Origin of the sequence: Micromonospora sp. SD12 (genome assembly GCF_052068495.1) — a bacterium.
GTDB lineage: Bacteria > Actinomycetota > Actinomycetes > Mycobacteriales > Micromonosporaceae > Micromonospora > Micromonospora echinofusca.
Genome location: NZ_JBQHDF010000004.1, coordinates 104253 through 120134, shown reverse-complemented (window position 1 = coordinate 120134; position 15882 = coordinate 104253). Strand labels below are relative to the sequence as shown.

Genomic DNA, 15882 nt, shown 5'->3' with positions numbered 1-15882 from the left:
AGCGCGACGGAACCGGCAGGATGGCAGGGACACCCCAGTAGGACGGACGGAAGAGGGGAACCGTGACCGACGTCGTACCCGTGCCCGTACGGCAGCTCGACCCCGAGCTGCCGCTGCCGGCGTACGCCCATCCCGGTGACGCCGGGGCAGACCTGGTGGCGGCGGCGGACGTCGAGCTGCCACCCGGCGGCCGGGCCCTGGTTCCGACCGGCGTGGCGATCGCGTTGCCGGAGGGGTACGTGGGCCTCGTCCACCCCCGTTCGGGGCTCGCGGCCAGACTCGGCGTGACGGTGCTCAACGCGCCCGGTACGGTCGACGCCGGCTACCGGGGTGAGATCCTGGTCAACCTGATCAATCATGATCGGGACACACCGGCGAAGATCTCCCGTGGCGACCGCATCGCGCAGCTCGTCGTGCAGCGGGTGGCGCGGGCGGACTTCCGGCCGGCGTCCGAGCTGCCCGAGTCCCGGCGCGGCAGCGGCGGGCACGGCTCCACGGGCGGCCACGCCGGCCTGGCGCCGTCCCCCACGGTTGGCGGGCAGGGCACGACCCCGGACGCACGGCGGGCGCCGGACGTGCCGGACGCGCGACGGGAAGAGCGGGACCGGGCAGGCGGCCGGACGGAAGAGGTGGCAGGGTGAGCACGAACAGCGGAGGGTTGGCGCAGTGATCTTCTCCCGGAAGCGGGACAGTGCCGCACGGCACGCCCGCGACGAGCGGACGACCGAGGTCCTCGACTCCCACGAGGAGGCGGCCCCGGCCCGCGGCCCGTACGACCTCTCGGAGGCGCCCGAGGGGGTGCAGCGGCTCGACCTGGGCAGCCTGCACATCCCGGCGGTGCGTGACGTCGAGGTGCGGGTGCAGGCCGACCCGGAGGGCGTGATCCAGCAGGTCGTGCTCGTGCACGGCTCGAACGCGCTCCAGCTCGGCGTCTTCGCCGCGCCGCGCTCCGAGGGCATCTGGGACGAGGTGCGCGAGGAGATCCGCCAGTCGCTGTTCAACGACGGCGCCGCCGCCCAGGAGGTCCAGGGCGAGTACGGCACCGAGCTGCGCGCCCGGGTGCGTACCCCGGACGGGCTGACCGACCTGCGGTTCGTCGGCATCGACGGGCCGCGCTGGATGGTCCGCGGCGTCTACCAGGGCGACGCGGCCACCGATCCGAACGCCGCCGGCCCGCTCGCGGAGTGCCTCGACGGCCTGGTGGTCGACCGGGGCCAGGAGGCCAAGCCGGTGCGCGAGCCGCTGCCGCTGCGGCTGCCCCGCGACGTCACCGACCAGGCGGGTGAGCAGGCGGCGGCCGACGGCAACCCCGCGCCCGCGCCCCGCGAGGCCTGACCGTCCGGCACGACGCGCCGGGACCGGCCCTGTCGGCGTACGCTGGCGGGACGGTTCCGGCGTCGCCGGGGCCCGCCCGGGTGCCGGCGACGTGTCGGCCAGCGTGGAGAGGGTGACGCGGAGGTCATGTCGACCGACGAGGGCCGGGGTTCGCTGCGCCGCATGCTGCGACGGCTCACCGCGAGCGAGGCGGAGATCGAGGCGCAGGAGCTGCGCCGGGAGAGCGCCGAGCACGGCGGTGTCCCGGCCGGGCAGTGCACGCGGGGCCAGGTGGTCTCCGTGGCCGGCCGGCTGCGCACGGTGGTCTACACCCCGCGGACCAACCTGCCCACGCTGGAGGCGGACCTCTACGACGGCAGCGACGTGGTCACCCTGGTCTGGCTGGGCCGGCGGCACATCGCCGGGATCGAGCCCGGCCGGCACCTGACCGCGCGCGGTCGGGTGGCCGTGCGCGACGACCGTAAGGTGATCTACAACCCGTACTACGAGCTGGAACCGCCGAAGTGACCCGGTGGCCGCGGCGGACGGAAGGCGTGCGATGACGACGGGACAGCACCGGGCGGCACAGCCGGAGAGCGACCCGCAGGGCGAGGAGCCGCTGCCCACCCTCGCCGAGCAGATGGCCGACCAGCTCGGCGGCTGGCGGGGGCTGGTCGAGTCCAGCATCCCGGTGGTCGTCTTCGTACTGGCCAACATCATCGGCGAGCTGCGGCCCGCCGTGATCGCCTCGGTGGTGGTGGCGCTCGTGATCGCCGGTCTGCGGCTGGCGCAGCGCCGGCCGGTGCGGCACGCGGTCAACGGGCTCTTCGGCGTCGCCGTCGGCGCCGCGATCGCCTGGCGTACCGGCGACGAGCGGGACTTCTACCTCCCCGGCATCCTCTACGGCATCGGCTACGGGCTGGCCCTGCTCGTCTCGGCGGCGGTCCGTCAGCCGCTGGTGGGGTGGATCTGGTCGGTGCTGGTGGCCAAGGGCCGCTCGGAGTGGCGCGACGACCCGCGCCTCGTCCGGACCTTCACGGGGCTCACCGTGCTCTGGGGCGTGGTGTGGCTGGCGAAGGTGGGCGTGCAGGCCGGGCTCTACCTCGCCCACCAGGACACGGCCCTCGGCGTGGCGCGGCTGGTGCTGGGCTACCCGCCGTACGTGCTGCTGCTGCTGATCACGGTCTGGACGGTCCGGCGGGTGACCCGGGAGTCGGAGCCCGAGGCGCTGCCCGGCGGCTGAGCCGCCCCAGCACCACCCGGCGGCTGAGCCGCCGCCTCAGCGCTGCCCACGGGTGCGCTCGACGCTGTCCGCCCCGAGCATCACCGTGCGCACGGCGTCCTCGACCTCCGCCGTGCACACGAAGATCAGCTCGTCGCCGGCCTCCAGCGGGTCGTCCGGCGTGGGCACCAGCACCCGCTTGCCGCGCAGGATCGCCACCAGCGCCGAGTCGCGGGGCAGCGGGACCGCGCGCAGCGGCTCCCCGACGTACGGGGCGGTCGGCGGCAGGGTGATCTCCACCAGGTTCGCCTCGCCCTGCCGGAACGTCATCAGCCGGACCAGGTCGCCGACGGTGACCGCCTCCTCGACCAGGGCCGCCATCACCCGCGGCTTGCTCACCGCGACGTCGACGCCCCACTGCTCGGTGAAGAGCCACTCGTTCTCGGCCCGGTTGACCCGGGCCACCACCCGGGGCACCGCGAACTCGGTCTTGGCCAGCAGCGAGACCACCAGGTTGACCTTGTCGTCCCCGGTGGCCGCGACCACCACGTCGCAGCCGGCGATGTCGGCCTCCTCCAGGCTGGCCAGCTCGCACGCGTCGGCCAGCACCCAGTCGGCGGCCGGCACCCGGTCGGGCCGCAGCATCCGGGGCTGGCGCTCGATGAGCATCACCTGGTGGCCGTTGTCGATCAGTTCCTGGGCGATCGAGCGGCCCACGTTGCCCGCACCAGCGATGGCGATGCGCATGCTCACAGCCCTCCTTCCGGCGGCGCCGCCGCCACCGACGTGACCGTCGCCGCGATGTCGTCGGTGACCAGCATGAAGATCTGGTCGCCCTCCTGGACGACGCTGGAGCGGGTCGGCAGCGTGCCGATGCCGAAGCGGATGAGATATGCCACCCGCGCCCCGGTCGCCTCCTCCAGGGCGCGCAGCGGCCGGCCCACCCAGTCCTTGTGCACGGGCACCTCGACGATCGACACCGTGCTCGTCGGGTCCCGGAAGATCTCCACGTTCCCCTCGGGCACCAGGTGCCGCAGCATCCGGTCGGCGGTCCACCGGACGGTGGCGACGGTGGGGATGCCGAGCCGCTCGTAGACCTGCGCGCGGCGCTGGTCGTAGATCCGCGCCGCCACCCGGGACACGCCGAACGTCTCCCGGGCGAGCCGGGCCGAGATGATGTTGGAGTTGTCGCCGCTGGAGACGGCCGCGAAGGCGTCCGCCCGCTCGATGCCGGCCTGCCGGAGCACCTCCCCGTCGAAGCCGGCACCGGTGACGGTGATCCCCGCGAAGTCGGGGCCGAGGCGGCGGAAGGCGTCGGCGTCCTGGTCGATGACCGCGACCGAGTGCCCCCGGGACTCCAGGCTGTAGGCGAGGGTCGAGCCGACGCGGCCACAACCCATGATCACGACATGCACCGCGTCCCTCCTCAAGGTGCGCAACGCCCGGCCGGTGAGCGTGCCGTCTGCGAGCCTGCCACGTTCCCGGCGCGGGCGCGGACCGACGGTACTCCGCCCGCCCGCGCGGTCGCGATCGACCACCCCGCGACGCCCACCAGCGTGGTCGTACGCTTGGCGGTTGTGGCCAGACCCACCTCGCTGCTGAAGCGGCTGCTGCTCGGTCGACCGTTCCGGTCCGACCGGCTCAAGCACACGCTTCTGCCCAAGCGCATCGCGCTTCCCGTGTTCGCCTCCGACGCGCTCTCCAGCGTCGCGTACGCGCCCGACGAGATCCTGCTGACGCTCTCCATCGCCGGTGCCTCGGCGTACTTCTTCTCGCCGTGGATCGCCCTGGCCGTCGTGGTGGTGATGCTCACCGTCGTCGCCAGCTACCGGCAGAACGTGCACGCCTACCCCTCCGGCGGCGGCGACTACGAGGTGGCCACGGTCAACCTCGGCCCCCGGGCGGGCGTCGCGGTGGCCAGCGCGCTGCTGGTCGACTACGTGCTCACGGTCGCCGTCTCGGTCTCCTCCGGGGTGGCGAACCTGGGCTCGGTGGTGCCGTTCGTGGCCACCCACAAGGTGCTGATCGCCGTCACCGCGGTGGTGCTGCTCACCGCGGTCAACCTGCGCGGCCTGCGGGAGTCCGGCACGGCCTTCGCCATCCCCACCTACGGCTTCATCATCGTGATCGTCGGGATGCTGCTCACTGGCCTGGTGCGGGTCTTCGTGCTCGGCCACGACCTGCGCGCGCCCAGCGCCGGCCTGGAGATCCAGGCCGAGCACAGCGTCACCGGCTTCGCCCTGGTCTTCCTGCTGCTGCGCACCTTCTCCTCCGGCTGCGCGGCGCTGACGGGCGTGGAGGCGATCTCCAACGGGGTGCCGGCGTTCAAGGCCCCGAAGAGCCGCAACGCGGCCACCACGCTGCTGCTGCTCGGCACCATCTCGGTGGCCATGCTGGTCGGCATCATCTGGCTGTCCCGGCTCACCGGCCTGCAGTTCGTGGAGGACCCGAAGCTCCAGATCATCTCCGGCCCCGACGGGTACGTGCAGAAGACCGTCACCACCCAGCTCGGCGAGACGGTCTTCGGCTCCGGCTCGGTGCTGCTCTTCGTGGTCGCCGGCGTCACCGCGCTGATCCTCTTCCTGGCCGCGAACACCGCGTTCAACGGCTTCCCGGTGCTCGGCTCGATCCTCGCCCAGGACCGCTACCTGCCCCGGCAGCTGCACACCCGCGGCGACCGGCTGGCCTTCTCCAACGGCATCGTCTTCCTGGCCGTCGCCGCGATCGTGCTGATCGTCGGCTTCCAGGCCGAGGTGACCCGGCTCATCCAGCTCTACATCGTCGGCGTGTTCGTCTCGTTCACGCTCTCCCAGGCCGGCATGATCCGGCACTGGAACCGGCATCTGAAGACCGCGCGGGACCCGCAGGCGCGACGGCGGATGCTCCGCTCCCGGGCGATCAACACCTTCGGCATGGCGATGACCGGCACGGTGCTGGTCATCGTGCTCGTCACCAAGTTCCTGCTCGGCGCGTGGATCGCCATCGCCGCGATGGCGATGATCTACGCGCTGATGCTGGCCATCCGCCGGCACTACGACCGGGTCGCCGCGGAGCTGACCCCGCCGGACGAGGGCCGCGCCGTGCTGCCGGCCCGCAACCACGCCGTCGTGCTGGTCAGCAAGCTGCACAAGCCGACCCTGCGGGCCGTCGCGTACGCCCGGGCCACCCGGCCCGACACGCTGACCGCGGTGACCGTGAACGTCGACGACAAGGACACCCGGGACCTTCAGGCGGACTGGGAGCGGCGGGACCTGCCCGTGCCGCTGACCGTCGTCGACTCCCCGTACCGGGAGATCACCCGTCCCATCCTGAACTACGTGGCCGGGCTGCGCCGGGAGTCGCCGCGCGACGTGGTCACGGTCTTCATCCCGGAGTACGTGGTGGGGCGCTGGTGGGAGAACCTGCTGCACAACCAGAGCGCGCTGCGCCTGAAGGGCCGGCTGCTCTTCGAACCGGGGGTGATGGTGACCAGCGTGCCGTGGCAGCTCGCCTCGACCGCAGGCAAGGATCTGGACCGGCTGGACGCCACCCTGACCCGGGGCCCGGCGCGCGGTCCCCGGGTCGCGCCGCGCGGCACCCTGCCGCCGAGCGTCCCGCCCGTCGTGTCCGCGCCGCCCGGCGAGGGTGGCCCGAGTGGTGGGGGTGAGCGGTGAGCCCGCAGGAGGACGGCCGGGGGCTGGAGGAGGCCGAGCGGGTCGAGGTGACCGTCGGGGCGGTCGCGCCGGGCGGGCACTGCGTCGCGCGGGTGCACGGGCAGGTCGTCTTCGTCCGGCACGCGCTGCCCGGCGAGCGGGTGGTCGCCGAGGTGACCGAGGTGCACAAGGGGTTCGTCCGGGCCGACGCGGTGAGCGTGCTCGAGGCCGCCCCGGACCGGGTCGAGCAGCCCTGCCCGTACGCGAAGCCGGGTCGCTGCGGCGGGTGCGACCTTCAGCACGTCGCCCCGGCCGCGCAGCTCGACTGGAAGGTCGCGGTGGTGCGCGAGCAGCTCACCCGCCTCGGTGGGCTCACCGACGCCGAGCTGGACGCCCTCGGCGTGCGGGTCGAGGCGCTGCCCGGTGGGCCGCTCGGCTGGCGCTCCCGGGTCCGCTACGCCGTCGACGGGGCGGGCCGGGCCGGCCTGCTCAAGCACCGCTCGCACGAGGTGGTCCCGATCGACCGCTGCCTGATCGCCCACCCGGCGATCCGGGAGCTGCCCGTGCTGGCCCCGACCGGGGCGCGCTGGCCGGACGCGGACGCGGTCGAGACGGTCGCCTCCACCGGCGGGGACGTGGCGGTGACCGCCGTCGCCGACGGGGTGCCCCACCCGGTGAGCGGCCCGGAACGCGTGCGCGAGGTGGCGGCCGGCCGGGAGTGGACGCTGCCGGTGTCGTCATTCTGGCAGGTCCACCCGGCCGCCGCCGACACCCTGGTCGACGCCGTGCTGGAGCTGGTGGACCCGCGCCCGGGGGAGCGGGCCTGGGACCTCTACGGCGGGGCGGGGCTCTTCGCCGCCGCGCTCGCCGGCCGGGTGGGCGAGACGGGCCGCGTCACCCTGGTCGAGTCGGCGGCGCAGGGCGTCGCCGCCGCCCGCGATAACCTGCGCGACCTGCCCGGGGTGGAGGTCGTACCGGCCCGGGTGGAGACCGCGCTGGCCCGCCGCCGGATCACCGGGCCGGTCGACGTGGTGGTGCTCGACCCGCCGCGCTCCGGCGCGGGCGCCCGGGTGGTGCGCGACGTGGTGGCCGCCGGGCCGCGCGCGGTCGCGTACGTGGCCTGCGACCCGGCCGCCTTCGCCCGCGACGTGCGCACCTTCGCGCAGCAGGGCTGGCGGCTGGCCGCGCTGCGCGGCTTCGACCTGTTCCCGATGACCCAGCACGTCGAGCTGGTGGGTCTGCTCCTGCCGCCCGACGGAGCCGCCCGCTAGCCTGACGCGATGAAGATCGTCGGGCTGATGTCGGGGACCTCCTACGACGGGGTGGACGTGGCCGCCGCCGAGTTCGCCCTCGACGGCGACACGCTGCTGCTGCGCCCGCTGGGGCACCGCGGCCTGGACTACGACGACGGGCTGCGCGAAGCGATCGGCGCGCTGCTGCCGCCCGGGAGCACCACGATCGAGGCGGTCTGCCGGCTGGACAACCGCCTCGGCGAGGTCTTCGCCGAGGCGGCGGCCCTCGGCGTCGAGCTGGCCGGCGGCGCGGTCGACGCGGTGGTCTCGCCCGGGCAGACGGTCTTCCACTGGGTCGCCGACGGGCGTGCCCGGGGCACCCTGCAACTGGGCACGGTGGCCCGGGTGGCCGCCCGGGTCGGCGTACCCGTGCTGAGCGACCTGCGCTCGGCGGACGTCGCGGCCGGCGGGCAGGGCGCGCCCCTGGTCCCGGCGTTCGACGCGCTGCTGCTCGACCCGGCCGACAGCGCGGCCCCGCGCGCCGCGCTCAACCTGGGCGGCATCGCCAACCTCACGGTCCTCGCGCCGGGCGCGCCGGTGCTCGGGTACGACGTCGGGCCCGCCAACGCGCTGCTCGACGCGGCGGCCCGCCGCCTCCTGGGCCGGCCCTGCGACCTCGACGGCGCCCGCGCGGCGGCCGGTCGGGTGCACCCCGGCCTGCTGGAGCTGCTGCTCGCCGAGCCGTACTACGCGGCGCCGCCGCCCAAGTCGACCGGCAAGGAGCTGTTCCACGCCGACTACCTGGACGCCCGGCTGGCCGCCCTCGGCGAGGCGGTGCCGGCCGACGACGTGCTGGCCACCCTGACCGAGCTGACCGCCCGGGTGGTGGCCGCCGAGTGCGACCGGCACGCCGTGGCGGAGGTGGTCGCGGCCGGCGGCGGCGTGCGCAACCCGACGCTGATCGCCCGGCTGGCCGCCCTCGGGGCGGGGCGCTGGCGGCTGCGCACCACCGACGAGCTGGGGGTGCCCGCGCAGGCCAAGGAGGCGTACGCGTTCGCGCTGCTGGGCTGGCTCTCCTGGCACGGGCTGCCCGGCGCGCTGCCCTCGGTGACCGGCGCCACCCGGGCCAGCGTGCTGGGCTCCTGGACCCCGTCCGGCCCGGCGTACCGGGGCGTCCCGGCCGTGGCGGCGCCCCGGCGGCTGCGGGTCGTGTCCTGACCGCCCCGGGCGCCCGCGATCCATCCGGCGCCTGACCTGGCGCTCAGCGCCCCCGGCGGGTGGGCGGTCGTCCGGGCCAGGCTGCGGAGTACCGGACGGCCGATAGACTCTTGCGTCATGAGCGTTGAAGAGGGCACGGTCCACCACACCGGGCTGCTGGCCACCGTCCGGGGTCCGCAGGACGTCAAGCGGATGTCCGTCGAGGAGTTGGACGTCCTCGCCGCCGAGATCCGGGACTTCCTGATCGCCAAGGTCTCGCGCACCGGCGGGCACGTCGGTCCCAACCTGGGCGTGGTGGAGCTCACCCTGGCCATGCACCGGGTCTTCGACTCCCCGCGCGACCGGCTCCTGTTCGACACCGGCCACCAGGCGTACGTGCACAAGATCCTCACCGGCCGGCAGACCGGCTTCGACCGGCTGCGTCAGCGCGGCGGCCTCTCCGGCTACCCGAGCCAGGCCGAGAGCGAGCACGACCTCATCGAGAACTCGCACGCCTCCACCGCCCTGTCCTACGCCGACGGCCTGGCCAAGGCGTACGCCCTGCGGGGCGAGCAGCGCAGCGTGGTCGCCGTGGTGGGCGACGGCGCGCTCACCGGCGGCATGTGCTGGGAGGCGCTCAACAACATCGCCACCGCCCGCAACCCGCTGGTGATCGTGGTCAACGACAACGGCCGGTCCTACGCGCCGACCATCGGCGGCCTCGCCGACCACCTCTCCTCGCTGCGGCTCAACCCCGGCTACGAGAAGGTGCTCGACACCGTCAAGGAGGCGCTCGGCTCGACGCCGCTGGTCGGCCGGCCGATGTACGAGGTGCTGCACGCGGTCAAGCGGGGCATCAAGGACGCGGTCGCCCCGCAGGCCATGTTCGAGGACCTCGGCATCAAGTACGTCGGCCCGGTCGACGGGCACGACGTTGCCGCGGTCGAGTCGGCGCTGCGCGCGGCGAAGAACTTCGGCGGCCCGGTGATCGTGCACGCCGTCACCCGCAAGGGCTACGGCTACCGCCCGGCCGAGGAGGACGAGGCCGACTGCCTGCACGGCCCGGGCAGCGCCTTCGACATCGAGACCGGCAAGCTGGTCGCCGCCCCGTCGGTGAAGTGGACCCACGTCTTCGCCGACGAGCTGGTCGCGATCGCCGACGAGCGGCCCAACGTGGTGGGCATCACCGCCGCGATGGCCGAGCCGACCGGCATCGCCAAGCTCGCCCGCAAGCACCCCGACCGGGTCTACGACGTGGGCATCGCCGAGCAGCACGCGGCCACCTCGGCCGCCGGCCTGGCGCTCGGCGGGCTGCACCCCGTGGTGGCGGTCTACGCGACGTTCCTCAACCGCGCCTTCGACCAGGTCCTGCTGGACGTGGCCATGCACCGGCTGCCGGTGACGTTCGTGCTGGACCGGGCGGGCATCACCGGCCCGGACGGGCCCAGCCACTACGGCATGTGGGACATGTCCGTCTTCGGGGTCGTGCCGGGCCTGCGGATCGCCGCGCCCCGCGACGCCGCCACCCTGCGCGAGGAGCTGCGCGAGGCGGTGGCCGTCGACGACGGCCCGACCATCGTCCGCTTCCCGACCGGCACCGTCGCCGCCGACCTGCCGGCCGTGCGCCGCGTCGGCACCGTCGACGTGCTGACCGAGTCGGCGCGCAAGGACGTGCTGCTGGTCGCGGTCGGCTCGTTCGGGCACCTCGGCATGGAGGTCGCCACCCGGGTCGCCGGGCAGGGCTTCGGGGTCACCGTGGTCGACCCGCGCTGGGTGCGCCCGGTCCCGGCCGAGCTGGTCGAGCTGGCCGCCGGGCACCGGCTCGTGGTCACCGTCGAGGACGGCGTCCGCGTCGGTGGCGTCGGCGACGCCCTCGCCCAGGCGATGCGGGACGCCGACGTCCGGGTGCCGCTGAAGGACCTGGGCGTACCGGCCGACTGGCACCCGCACGGCACCCGCGCCCAGATCCTCGCCGACCTCGGCCTGACCGCGCAGGACGTGGCCCGCGACGTCACCGGCTGGATCTCCCGGCTGGACGTCGAGCCGGTCGAGCCGGTGATCACCGCCGACGACGCGACCGCGCAGAACTGAGCTGCCGACCGCCGACGGCGGGTGCCCCGGGCGACCGGGACACCCGCCGTCGGCGTTTCGCGTGCCGGGTCAGCGGCCGCCGAGGGAGCGGTAGTGCGTCTTCTCCGCCTCGGCGAGGCTGAACGTCTCCGAGCGGGTCGGCATCGGCACCACGACCAGCCCCGGTCGGTCCACCAGCCGCAGCGTGTCCGGCGGCGTCGACAGCGAACTGTCGGCGGTCGGCCGCCAGCTCAGCACGGCCAGCGGCTGCCCCGGCACCGGCAGCTTGTACGTCTGCAACGGGTGGGACCGGTCGGCGGGGGAGACCACCGGGGTGCCCCCGTCGGCGGGCCGGTAGACCACGGCGGTCATCGTGCCGTCGGCCGTCTCCCAGGTCAGCTGCTCCAGCTCCGCCGGCTCGCCGCCGCCGAGGGCGACCTCGCCCAGGGTGCGTACGGTCAGCTTGGTCATCGGCCACGACGACGGCACCGAGCGCGGCGCGTCCCGGTCGCCGATGCGCCGGGGGACGCTGCCGAACGGGCCCTCCTCGCCGGCGAGCACGCAGGTGTCCAGGCCGGTGAGGGCCCGCTTGCCGGAGCCGCTCTCGTCGCGTACGAGCGGGTAGCGCGGGTCGGTGGTGCCGGTGCCGAGGTCCAGCAGCCGGTCGGCGGCCCGGCCCCGGGGCAGCGCCCGGGTGGCCTTGAGCGTGGCGGTCACCGGCACCGCCCGGCAGGCCGGCACGTCCACCGGCTCGGTGAGGCCGTCGGTGTCCCGCAGGGCGCGGCCGTCCGGCCCGAGCAGCCGCTGCACCCGGCCCGACGTGAGGTAGCGCCGCCCGTCGGAGGTGTGCACGGGCAGCACGTCGGAGTAGACGAGGTAGCCGGGGTCCGTGTACTCGGCGGCGCGGGTGACCGCGTACCGGCCGCCCTCGGCGGTGACCTGGAGCAGCCAGGAGGCGCTCTCGCCGGGCACGTCGGCGGCCACCAGCGCCAGCGGCGCGCCGTCGACCTCGCCGGACCAGAGGATCCCGGACGTGGGCAGGTGCACCCGGTCGTCGGCCGGTGACCGCCAGTCGCGTACCGCCCCGGTCACGGCCGACCGGACGGTGTCGTCGCCCGCGAGCGTGCCGCGTGGCGGCCAGACCGTGAGGTCGCCGTCCAGGCTGTCGTAGCCGGCCCGCAGGTCGCCCGGCTGCCGGTCGGCCACCGGACCGCAGGCCGTCGTGGTGAGCAGCAGGGTCAGCAGTGCGGTGGCCGTGATGCCGCGCCGGCGGACTGGAGCCACCTGTACGCCCCCTCGATCGCCTCAGCCGTCGTTCAACGGAAAGCGCCATAGTACGAGATGTCGGATCACCGGGACGCGCCACCTCGCCGGCCGCCCGCGCCCAGGTCGGGGCCCCTGACCGACACGAACCACAGAGGACAGTGCCGTGGTTTCAGGGTGAATGTCCCGCTCGGGTAGACTCCGCCGACTGTGACGCCTGCCGAGACCCGCGCCGAATCCTGGTCGGAATCCGACGCCGCCGCGGCCCCCGCGTCCGAACCCGTGGCGCCGTCCGTGGGCCCCGGTGACCGTACGTCGGACGGGGCCGCCCGCGACGCCGAACCCGGCGTGGCCGCCGCGACGACCGACGCCGCCACCGGTTCCGGCGAGGCCGGCGGGGCGGACGCCGCGGCCCGGCCGCGACGGTGGGGCCGGCGGCGGCAGGACCTCACGGTCTTCGGCCTGTTCCTGCTCGCCGCGGTGTGGGTGACCAGCCAGATCTGGGTGGACCCGGCCGGCCGGGTGGCCTCGCTCTACAGCAGCGACCCCGCCCAGGTGCAGTTCTTCCTCGCCCACTCGGTACGTGTCGTGCTGCACGGCGAGTTCCCGTTCTTCACCGAGCAGTTCAACTACCCCGACGGGGTCAACCTGATGGCCAACACGGCCATCCTCGCGCTGGGCATCCCGATGGTGCCGGTGACGCTGCTCTTCGGGCCGGCCGTGACCTTCGTGGTGCTGGTCACGCTCGCGCTCGCCGGCACCGCCTCGGCCTGGTACTTCGTGCTCTCCCGGCACGTGGTGCGCAGCCCGCTGGCGGCGGCCGTCGGCGGCTGGTTCTGCGGGTTCTCGCCGGCGATGCTGTCGCACGCCAACTGGCACCCCAACATCATCTCGCAGTTCCTGCTGCCGTTCATCGTCTGGCGGGTGCTGGTCATCACCCGGTCCCGGCGACCGTGGCGCGACGGCGTGCTGCTCGCCCTCATGGTCACCGCCCAGGCGTTCATCAACGAGGAGATCCTGCTCTTCACGGCGCTCGCCTGCGGGGTCTTCCTGCTCGCCGTGCTCGCCCAGCGGCCCGCGCTCTGGTCGACGGCCTGGCGGCCCCTGGCCAAGGCCCTCGCGATCTGCACCGTGCTCGCCGGCTCGCTGCTGGCGTACCCGCTCTACGTCCAGTTCGCCGGGCCGATGGCGTACCACGGCCTGAGCGACGCGGTCCGCGACTACGGCAACGACATCGCGGCCTTCTTCGCGCCCGGCTCGCCGACGATCGGCGGCGACGAACGCGCCAACGTCAACCTCGCGCCGAACTACTCCGAGGAGAACGCCTTCTTCGGCTGGAGTCTCGCCCTGATCGCCGTCGGCATCGTGGCCTGGCTGCGCCGGGAGATGCTCGTGCGGGCGCTCGCCGCGACCGGGGCGTTCTTCGCGGTGCTCTCCCTCGGCGAGCGGGTGTCCTGGTGGGACCGCGAGCTGATCACCGGGCCCTGGGAGTGGCTGGTCCGGCTGCCGCTGCTCGACGCGGTGGTGCCCACCCGCTTCGGCCTGATCACCAGCGTGGTGGTGGGCATCCTGCTGGCGCTCGCCGTCGAGCGCTCCCGGGCGCTGCCGCTGGAGCGGCGGACGCTGCGTACGCTCACCGTGGCCGGCCTCGTCCTCGCGCTGCTGCCGATCGCGCCGATGCCGCTGAAGGTGACCTCCCGCCCGCCGGTGCCGGACTTCATCACCGCCGACCGGTGGCGCGGCTACGTCGGTGAGGACCAGACCCTGGTGCCGATCCCGGTGCCGAACATGGGACACACCCACGGCATGCGCTGGGCCGCCTCCACCAACCTCGACTTCAAGATCCCCGGCGGCTACTTCCTGGCGCCGCGCAACGGCAACACCGGCGACCCCGGCCGCTTCGGCGGCCGGCCCAGCGGCGTCGGGCAGCTGCTGGAGGAGGTCGCCTCGACCGGCCGCATCCCGAAGCTGGACGACCGGCAGCGCCGCCGCTCCCTCGACGAGCTGCGGCACTGGCGGGCGGCCATCCTCGTGCTCCCGGTCGGCCAGCACCACTCCGAGCAGCTGCGGCGCACCGTCGAGCAACTGGTCGGCCCCGGCCGCCGGGAGCTGGACGTCTGGGTCTGGGACGTCCGGGCGCTGACGGACCGACCGACCTGATGGCCGCCCCGGCGGCGACCGGCACCGCCGAGGCGACACCCGCCCGGCGGTCCCGCCGGCTGCCGGTACGCGCGCCGGACGCGCTGGTCGTCGCCGGCTACCTCGCCCTGGCGGGGCTGCTGACCGTCGGCCAGTGGGGCCGCCCCGGGCGGCTGTTCCACCAGGCCGGCGACCAGATCCTCTTCGAGTGGATGCTGTCCCGGGCGGCCCGGGCGGTGACCCGCCTGGAGAACCCGCTGTACAGCGCGGAGCTGAACGCCCCGGACGGGGTGAACCTGATGGCCAACACCTCCGTGCTGGGCCTGGGGGTGCCGCTGACGCCGGTCACCCTGCTCTTCGGCTCGCAGGTCGCGTTCCTGGTGGCCGTGGTCTGCTGCCTCGCCGGCACCGCGACCGCCTGGTACGCGCTGCTGCGCCGCCGGCTGGTCGAGTCCCGGGCCGCGGCGGCAGTCGGCGGTCTCTTCTGCGGCTTCGCCCCCGGCATGGTCGCGCAGGCCGGGGCGCACCTGCACATGGCGGCGCAGTTCCTCGTACCGGTGATCCTGGCGCTGGTGTTCCACCCCGACCCGCGCCGGCTGCGGCGGCACGGCACGCTGCTCGGGCTGCTGGTGGCGTACCAGGTCTTCCTCGGCGAGGAGGTGGCGTTCTTCCTGGTCCTCGCCGCCGGCACGTTCGCGGTGGCGTACGCGGCGGCCGACCGGGCGACGGCACGCCGGCTGGCGCCCGCGCTGCTCGGCCGGCTCGCGATCGGGACGGCCGTCGCGCTGCCGCTGCTGGCGTACCCGCTGTGGTTCCAGTTCTTCGGCCCCGGCCACTACCGGGGGATGCCCTTCCACGCGTACGGCTACCAGCTCGACGCCGCGTCCTTCACCGCCTCGGCACGGCAGACGGTGCTCGGCGACGACCACCTGCCCGGCCTGCTCGCGCCGAACCCCACCGAGGAGAACTCCTTCTTCGGCCCCGGGCTGCTGGTGCTCGCCGTGGTGATCGTGATCTGGCTGTGGCGCCGGCCGCTGGTGCGCGCGCTGGCCGCCTGCGGGCTGCTCTTCGCGCTGCTCTCGCTCGGCGAGCAGGTCCGCCTGGACGGCACCTCCACCGGCATCCCCGGGCCGTACCGGCTGGTCGCCGAGCTGCCGCTGCTCGACCACGCGGTGCCGGCGCGCTTCCCGTTGGTCTGCGTCCCGGTGCTGGGCATCCTGCTCGCCCTCTCCCTGGACCGGCTGCGCCCCGAGGCCGGGGCCGAGGCCCGGGTGGGTGCCGTGCCGGTGCGACTGCTCTGGGGCGGGGCGGTGGCCGCCGCGCTGCTGCCGCTGATCCCCACCCCGATCCGGACCGTGCCGGCCTGGCCCGTGCCGGCATTCGTGGCCGAGGGCGGCTGGCGGGCCCACGTGCCGCCGGGCCGGACCCTGGTCCCGGTGCCGCCGGTGACCGGCGCCGGGGTCAGCCCGGCGATGCTCTGGTCGGCCCGCACCGGGCTGGCCTTCCCGGCTCCGGGCGGCTACTTCATCGGCCCCCGGGCCGCCGACGATCCGACCGCCCGGTGGGGCGCCCCGGACCGCCCCACCGCCGCGCTGCTGCGCCGGGTCGCCGAGACCGGCGAGGTGCCGGTGATCACCGACGAGCACCGCCGGCAGGCGGTCGAGGACCTGCGCCACTGGCGCGCCGCCCTGGTGGTCCAGGGCGGCCTGCACCACGGCCACCCGGTGCGCCGTACGGTCGACGCGCTGCTCGGCCCGGGCCGGGAGGTGGCCGGCGCCCACGTGTGGGACGTCCGCCCGCTGGTGGGCTGACG

Annotated in this window: 13 protein-coding genes; 10 read left to right on the top strand and 3 right to left on the bottom strand. The window is 74.8% G+C overall.

The genetic code is table 11. The features are described from left to right. Window positions 1–62 precede the first annotated feature (62 nt). From dut to ACTMS2_RS10430, 4 genes are all read left to right on the top strand, one after another. Window positions 63–641, top strand: coding sequence for a dUTP diphosphatase (dut, locus tag ACTMS2_RS10445; protein WP_441175235.1), 579 nt, complete (start codon window positions 63–65; stop codon window positions 639–641). Between the two features lie 25 nt (window positions 642–666). Beyond that, on the top strand, window positions 667–1335 hold the full coding sequence (locus ACTMS2_RS10440) for a DUF3710 domain-containing protein (protein ID WP_441175234.1): 669 nt from the start codon (window positions 667–669) through the stop codon (window positions 1333–1335). A 126-nt stretch (window positions 1336–1461) separates the two neighbouring features. After that, a complete protein-coding gene (locus ACTMS2_RS10435) occupies window positions 1462–1842 on the top strand; it encodes an OB-fold nucleic acid binding domain-containing protein (RefSeq protein ID WP_089001387.1) in 381 nt (126 codons plus the stop codon). Window positions 1843–1873: 31 nt separating this feature from the next. Further along, window positions 1874–2557, top strand: coding sequence for a DUF3159 domain-containing protein (locus ACTMS2_RS10430; protein WP_441175233.1), 684 nt, complete (start codon window positions 1874–1876; stop codon window positions 2555–2557). A gap of 36 nt (window positions 2558–2593) precedes the next feature. Here ACTMS2_RS10430 and ACTMS2_RS10425 read toward each other — a convergent pair whose 3' ends face one another. Next, window positions 2594–3283: a potassium channel family protein gene (locus ACTMS2_RS10425; RefSeq protein ID WP_441175481.1), complete on the bottom strand. Its 690-nt coding sequence runs from the start codon at window positions 3281–3283 to the stop codon at window positions 2594–2596. Window positions 3284–3285: 2 nt separating this feature from the next. After that, window positions 3286–3951 (bottom strand): potassium channel family protein, encoded by a 666-nt coding sequence (locus ACTMS2_RS10420; protein WP_441175232.1) that lies wholly within the window; start codon window positions 3949–3951, stop codon window positions 3286–3288. A 162-nt stretch (window positions 3952–4113) separates the two neighbouring features. Between ACTMS2_RS10420 and ACTMS2_RS10415 the strand changes: the two genes are divergently transcribed. The 4 genes from ACTMS2_RS10415 to dxs all read left to right on the top strand — a co-directional run bounded on the left by ACTMS2_RS10415 (window position 4114) and on the right by dxs (window position 10688). After that, window positions 4114–6189, top strand: coding sequence for an APC family permease (locus tag ACTMS2_RS10415; protein WP_357973353.1), 2076 nt, complete (start codon window positions 4114–4116; stop codon window positions 6187–6189). Continuing rightward, window positions 6186–7439, top strand: coding sequence for a class I SAM-dependent RNA methyltransferase (locus ACTMS2_RS10410; RefSeq protein ID WP_441175231.1), 1254 nt, complete (start codon window positions 6186–6188; stop codon window positions 7437–7439). Before ACTMS2_RS10415 ends, ACTMS2_RS10410 begins: the two co-directional genes overlap by 4 nt. A 9-nt stretch (window positions 7440–7448) precedes the next feature. Then, window positions 7449–8618 (top strand): anhydro-N-acetylmuramic acid kinase, encoded by a 1170-nt coding sequence (locus tag ACTMS2_RS10405; RefSeq protein ID WP_441175230.1) that lies wholly within the window; start codon window positions 7449–7451, stop codon window positions 8616–8618. Between the two features lie 117 nt (window positions 8619–8735). Further along, window positions 8736–10688, top strand: coding sequence for a 1-deoxy-D-xylulose-5-phosphate synthase (dxs, locus tag ACTMS2_RS10400; protein ID WP_441175229.1), 1953 nt, complete (start codon window positions 8736–8738; stop codon window positions 10686–10688). Window positions 10689–10757: 69 nt separating this feature from the next. Here the strand turns inward: dxs and ACTMS2_RS10395 are convergent, their stop codons facing one another. Next, window positions 10758–11951 carry a hypothetical protein gene (locus tag ACTMS2_RS10395; protein ID WP_441175228.1) on the bottom strand — a complete coding sequence of 398 codons (1194 nt, stop codon included), beginning with the start codon at window positions 11949–11951 and terminating at the stop codon, window positions 10758–10760. Window positions 11952–12140: 189 nt separating this feature from the next. Between ACTMS2_RS10395 and ACTMS2_RS10390 the strand changes: the two genes are divergently transcribed. Together ACTMS2_RS10390 and ACTMS2_RS10385 are read left to right on the top strand one after the other, a co-directional pair. After that, a complete protein-coding gene (locus ACTMS2_RS10390) occupies window positions 12141–14090 on the top strand; it encodes a hypothetical protein (RefSeq protein WP_441175227.1) in 1950 nt (649 codons plus the stop codon). Further along, on the top strand, window positions 14090–15880 hold the full coding sequence (locus ACTMS2_RS10385; RefSeq protein ID WP_441175226.1) for a hypothetical protein: 1791 nt from the start codon (window positions 14090–14092) through the stop codon (window positions 15878–15880). Before ACTMS2_RS10390 ends, ACTMS2_RS10385 begins: the two co-directional genes overlap by 1 nt. The last annotated feature ends 2 nt before the right edge of the window (window positions 15881–15882 follow it).

Excerpts from the sequence above, each read along its gene's own strand:
- ACTMS2_RS10385 (WP_441175226.1), top strand. The coding sequence starts at position 14,090 with ATGGCCGCCCCGGCGGCGACCGGCACCGCCGAGGCGACACCCGCCCGG.
- ACTMS2_RS10425 (WP_441175481.1), bottom strand. The coding sequence starts at position 3,283 with ATGCGCATCGCCATCGCTGGTGCGGGCAACGTGGGCCGCTCGATCGCC.
- ACTMS2_RS10405 (WP_441175230.1), top strand. The coding sequence starts at position 7,449 with ATGAAGATCGTCGGGCTGATGTCGGGGACCTCCTACGACGGGGTGGAC.
- ACTMS2_RS10430 (WP_441175233.1), top strand. The coding sequence starts at position 1,874 with ATGACGACGGGACAGCACCGGGCGGCACAGCCGGAGAGCGACCCGCAG.
- ACTMS2_RS10435 (WP_089001387.1), top strand. The coding sequence starts at position 1,462 with ATGTCGACCGACGAGGGCCGGGGTTCGCTGCGCCGCATGCTGCGACGG.
- dxs (WP_441175229.1), top strand. The coding sequence starts at position 8,736 with ATGAGCGTTGAAGAGGGCACGGTCCACCACACCGGGCTGCTGGCCACC.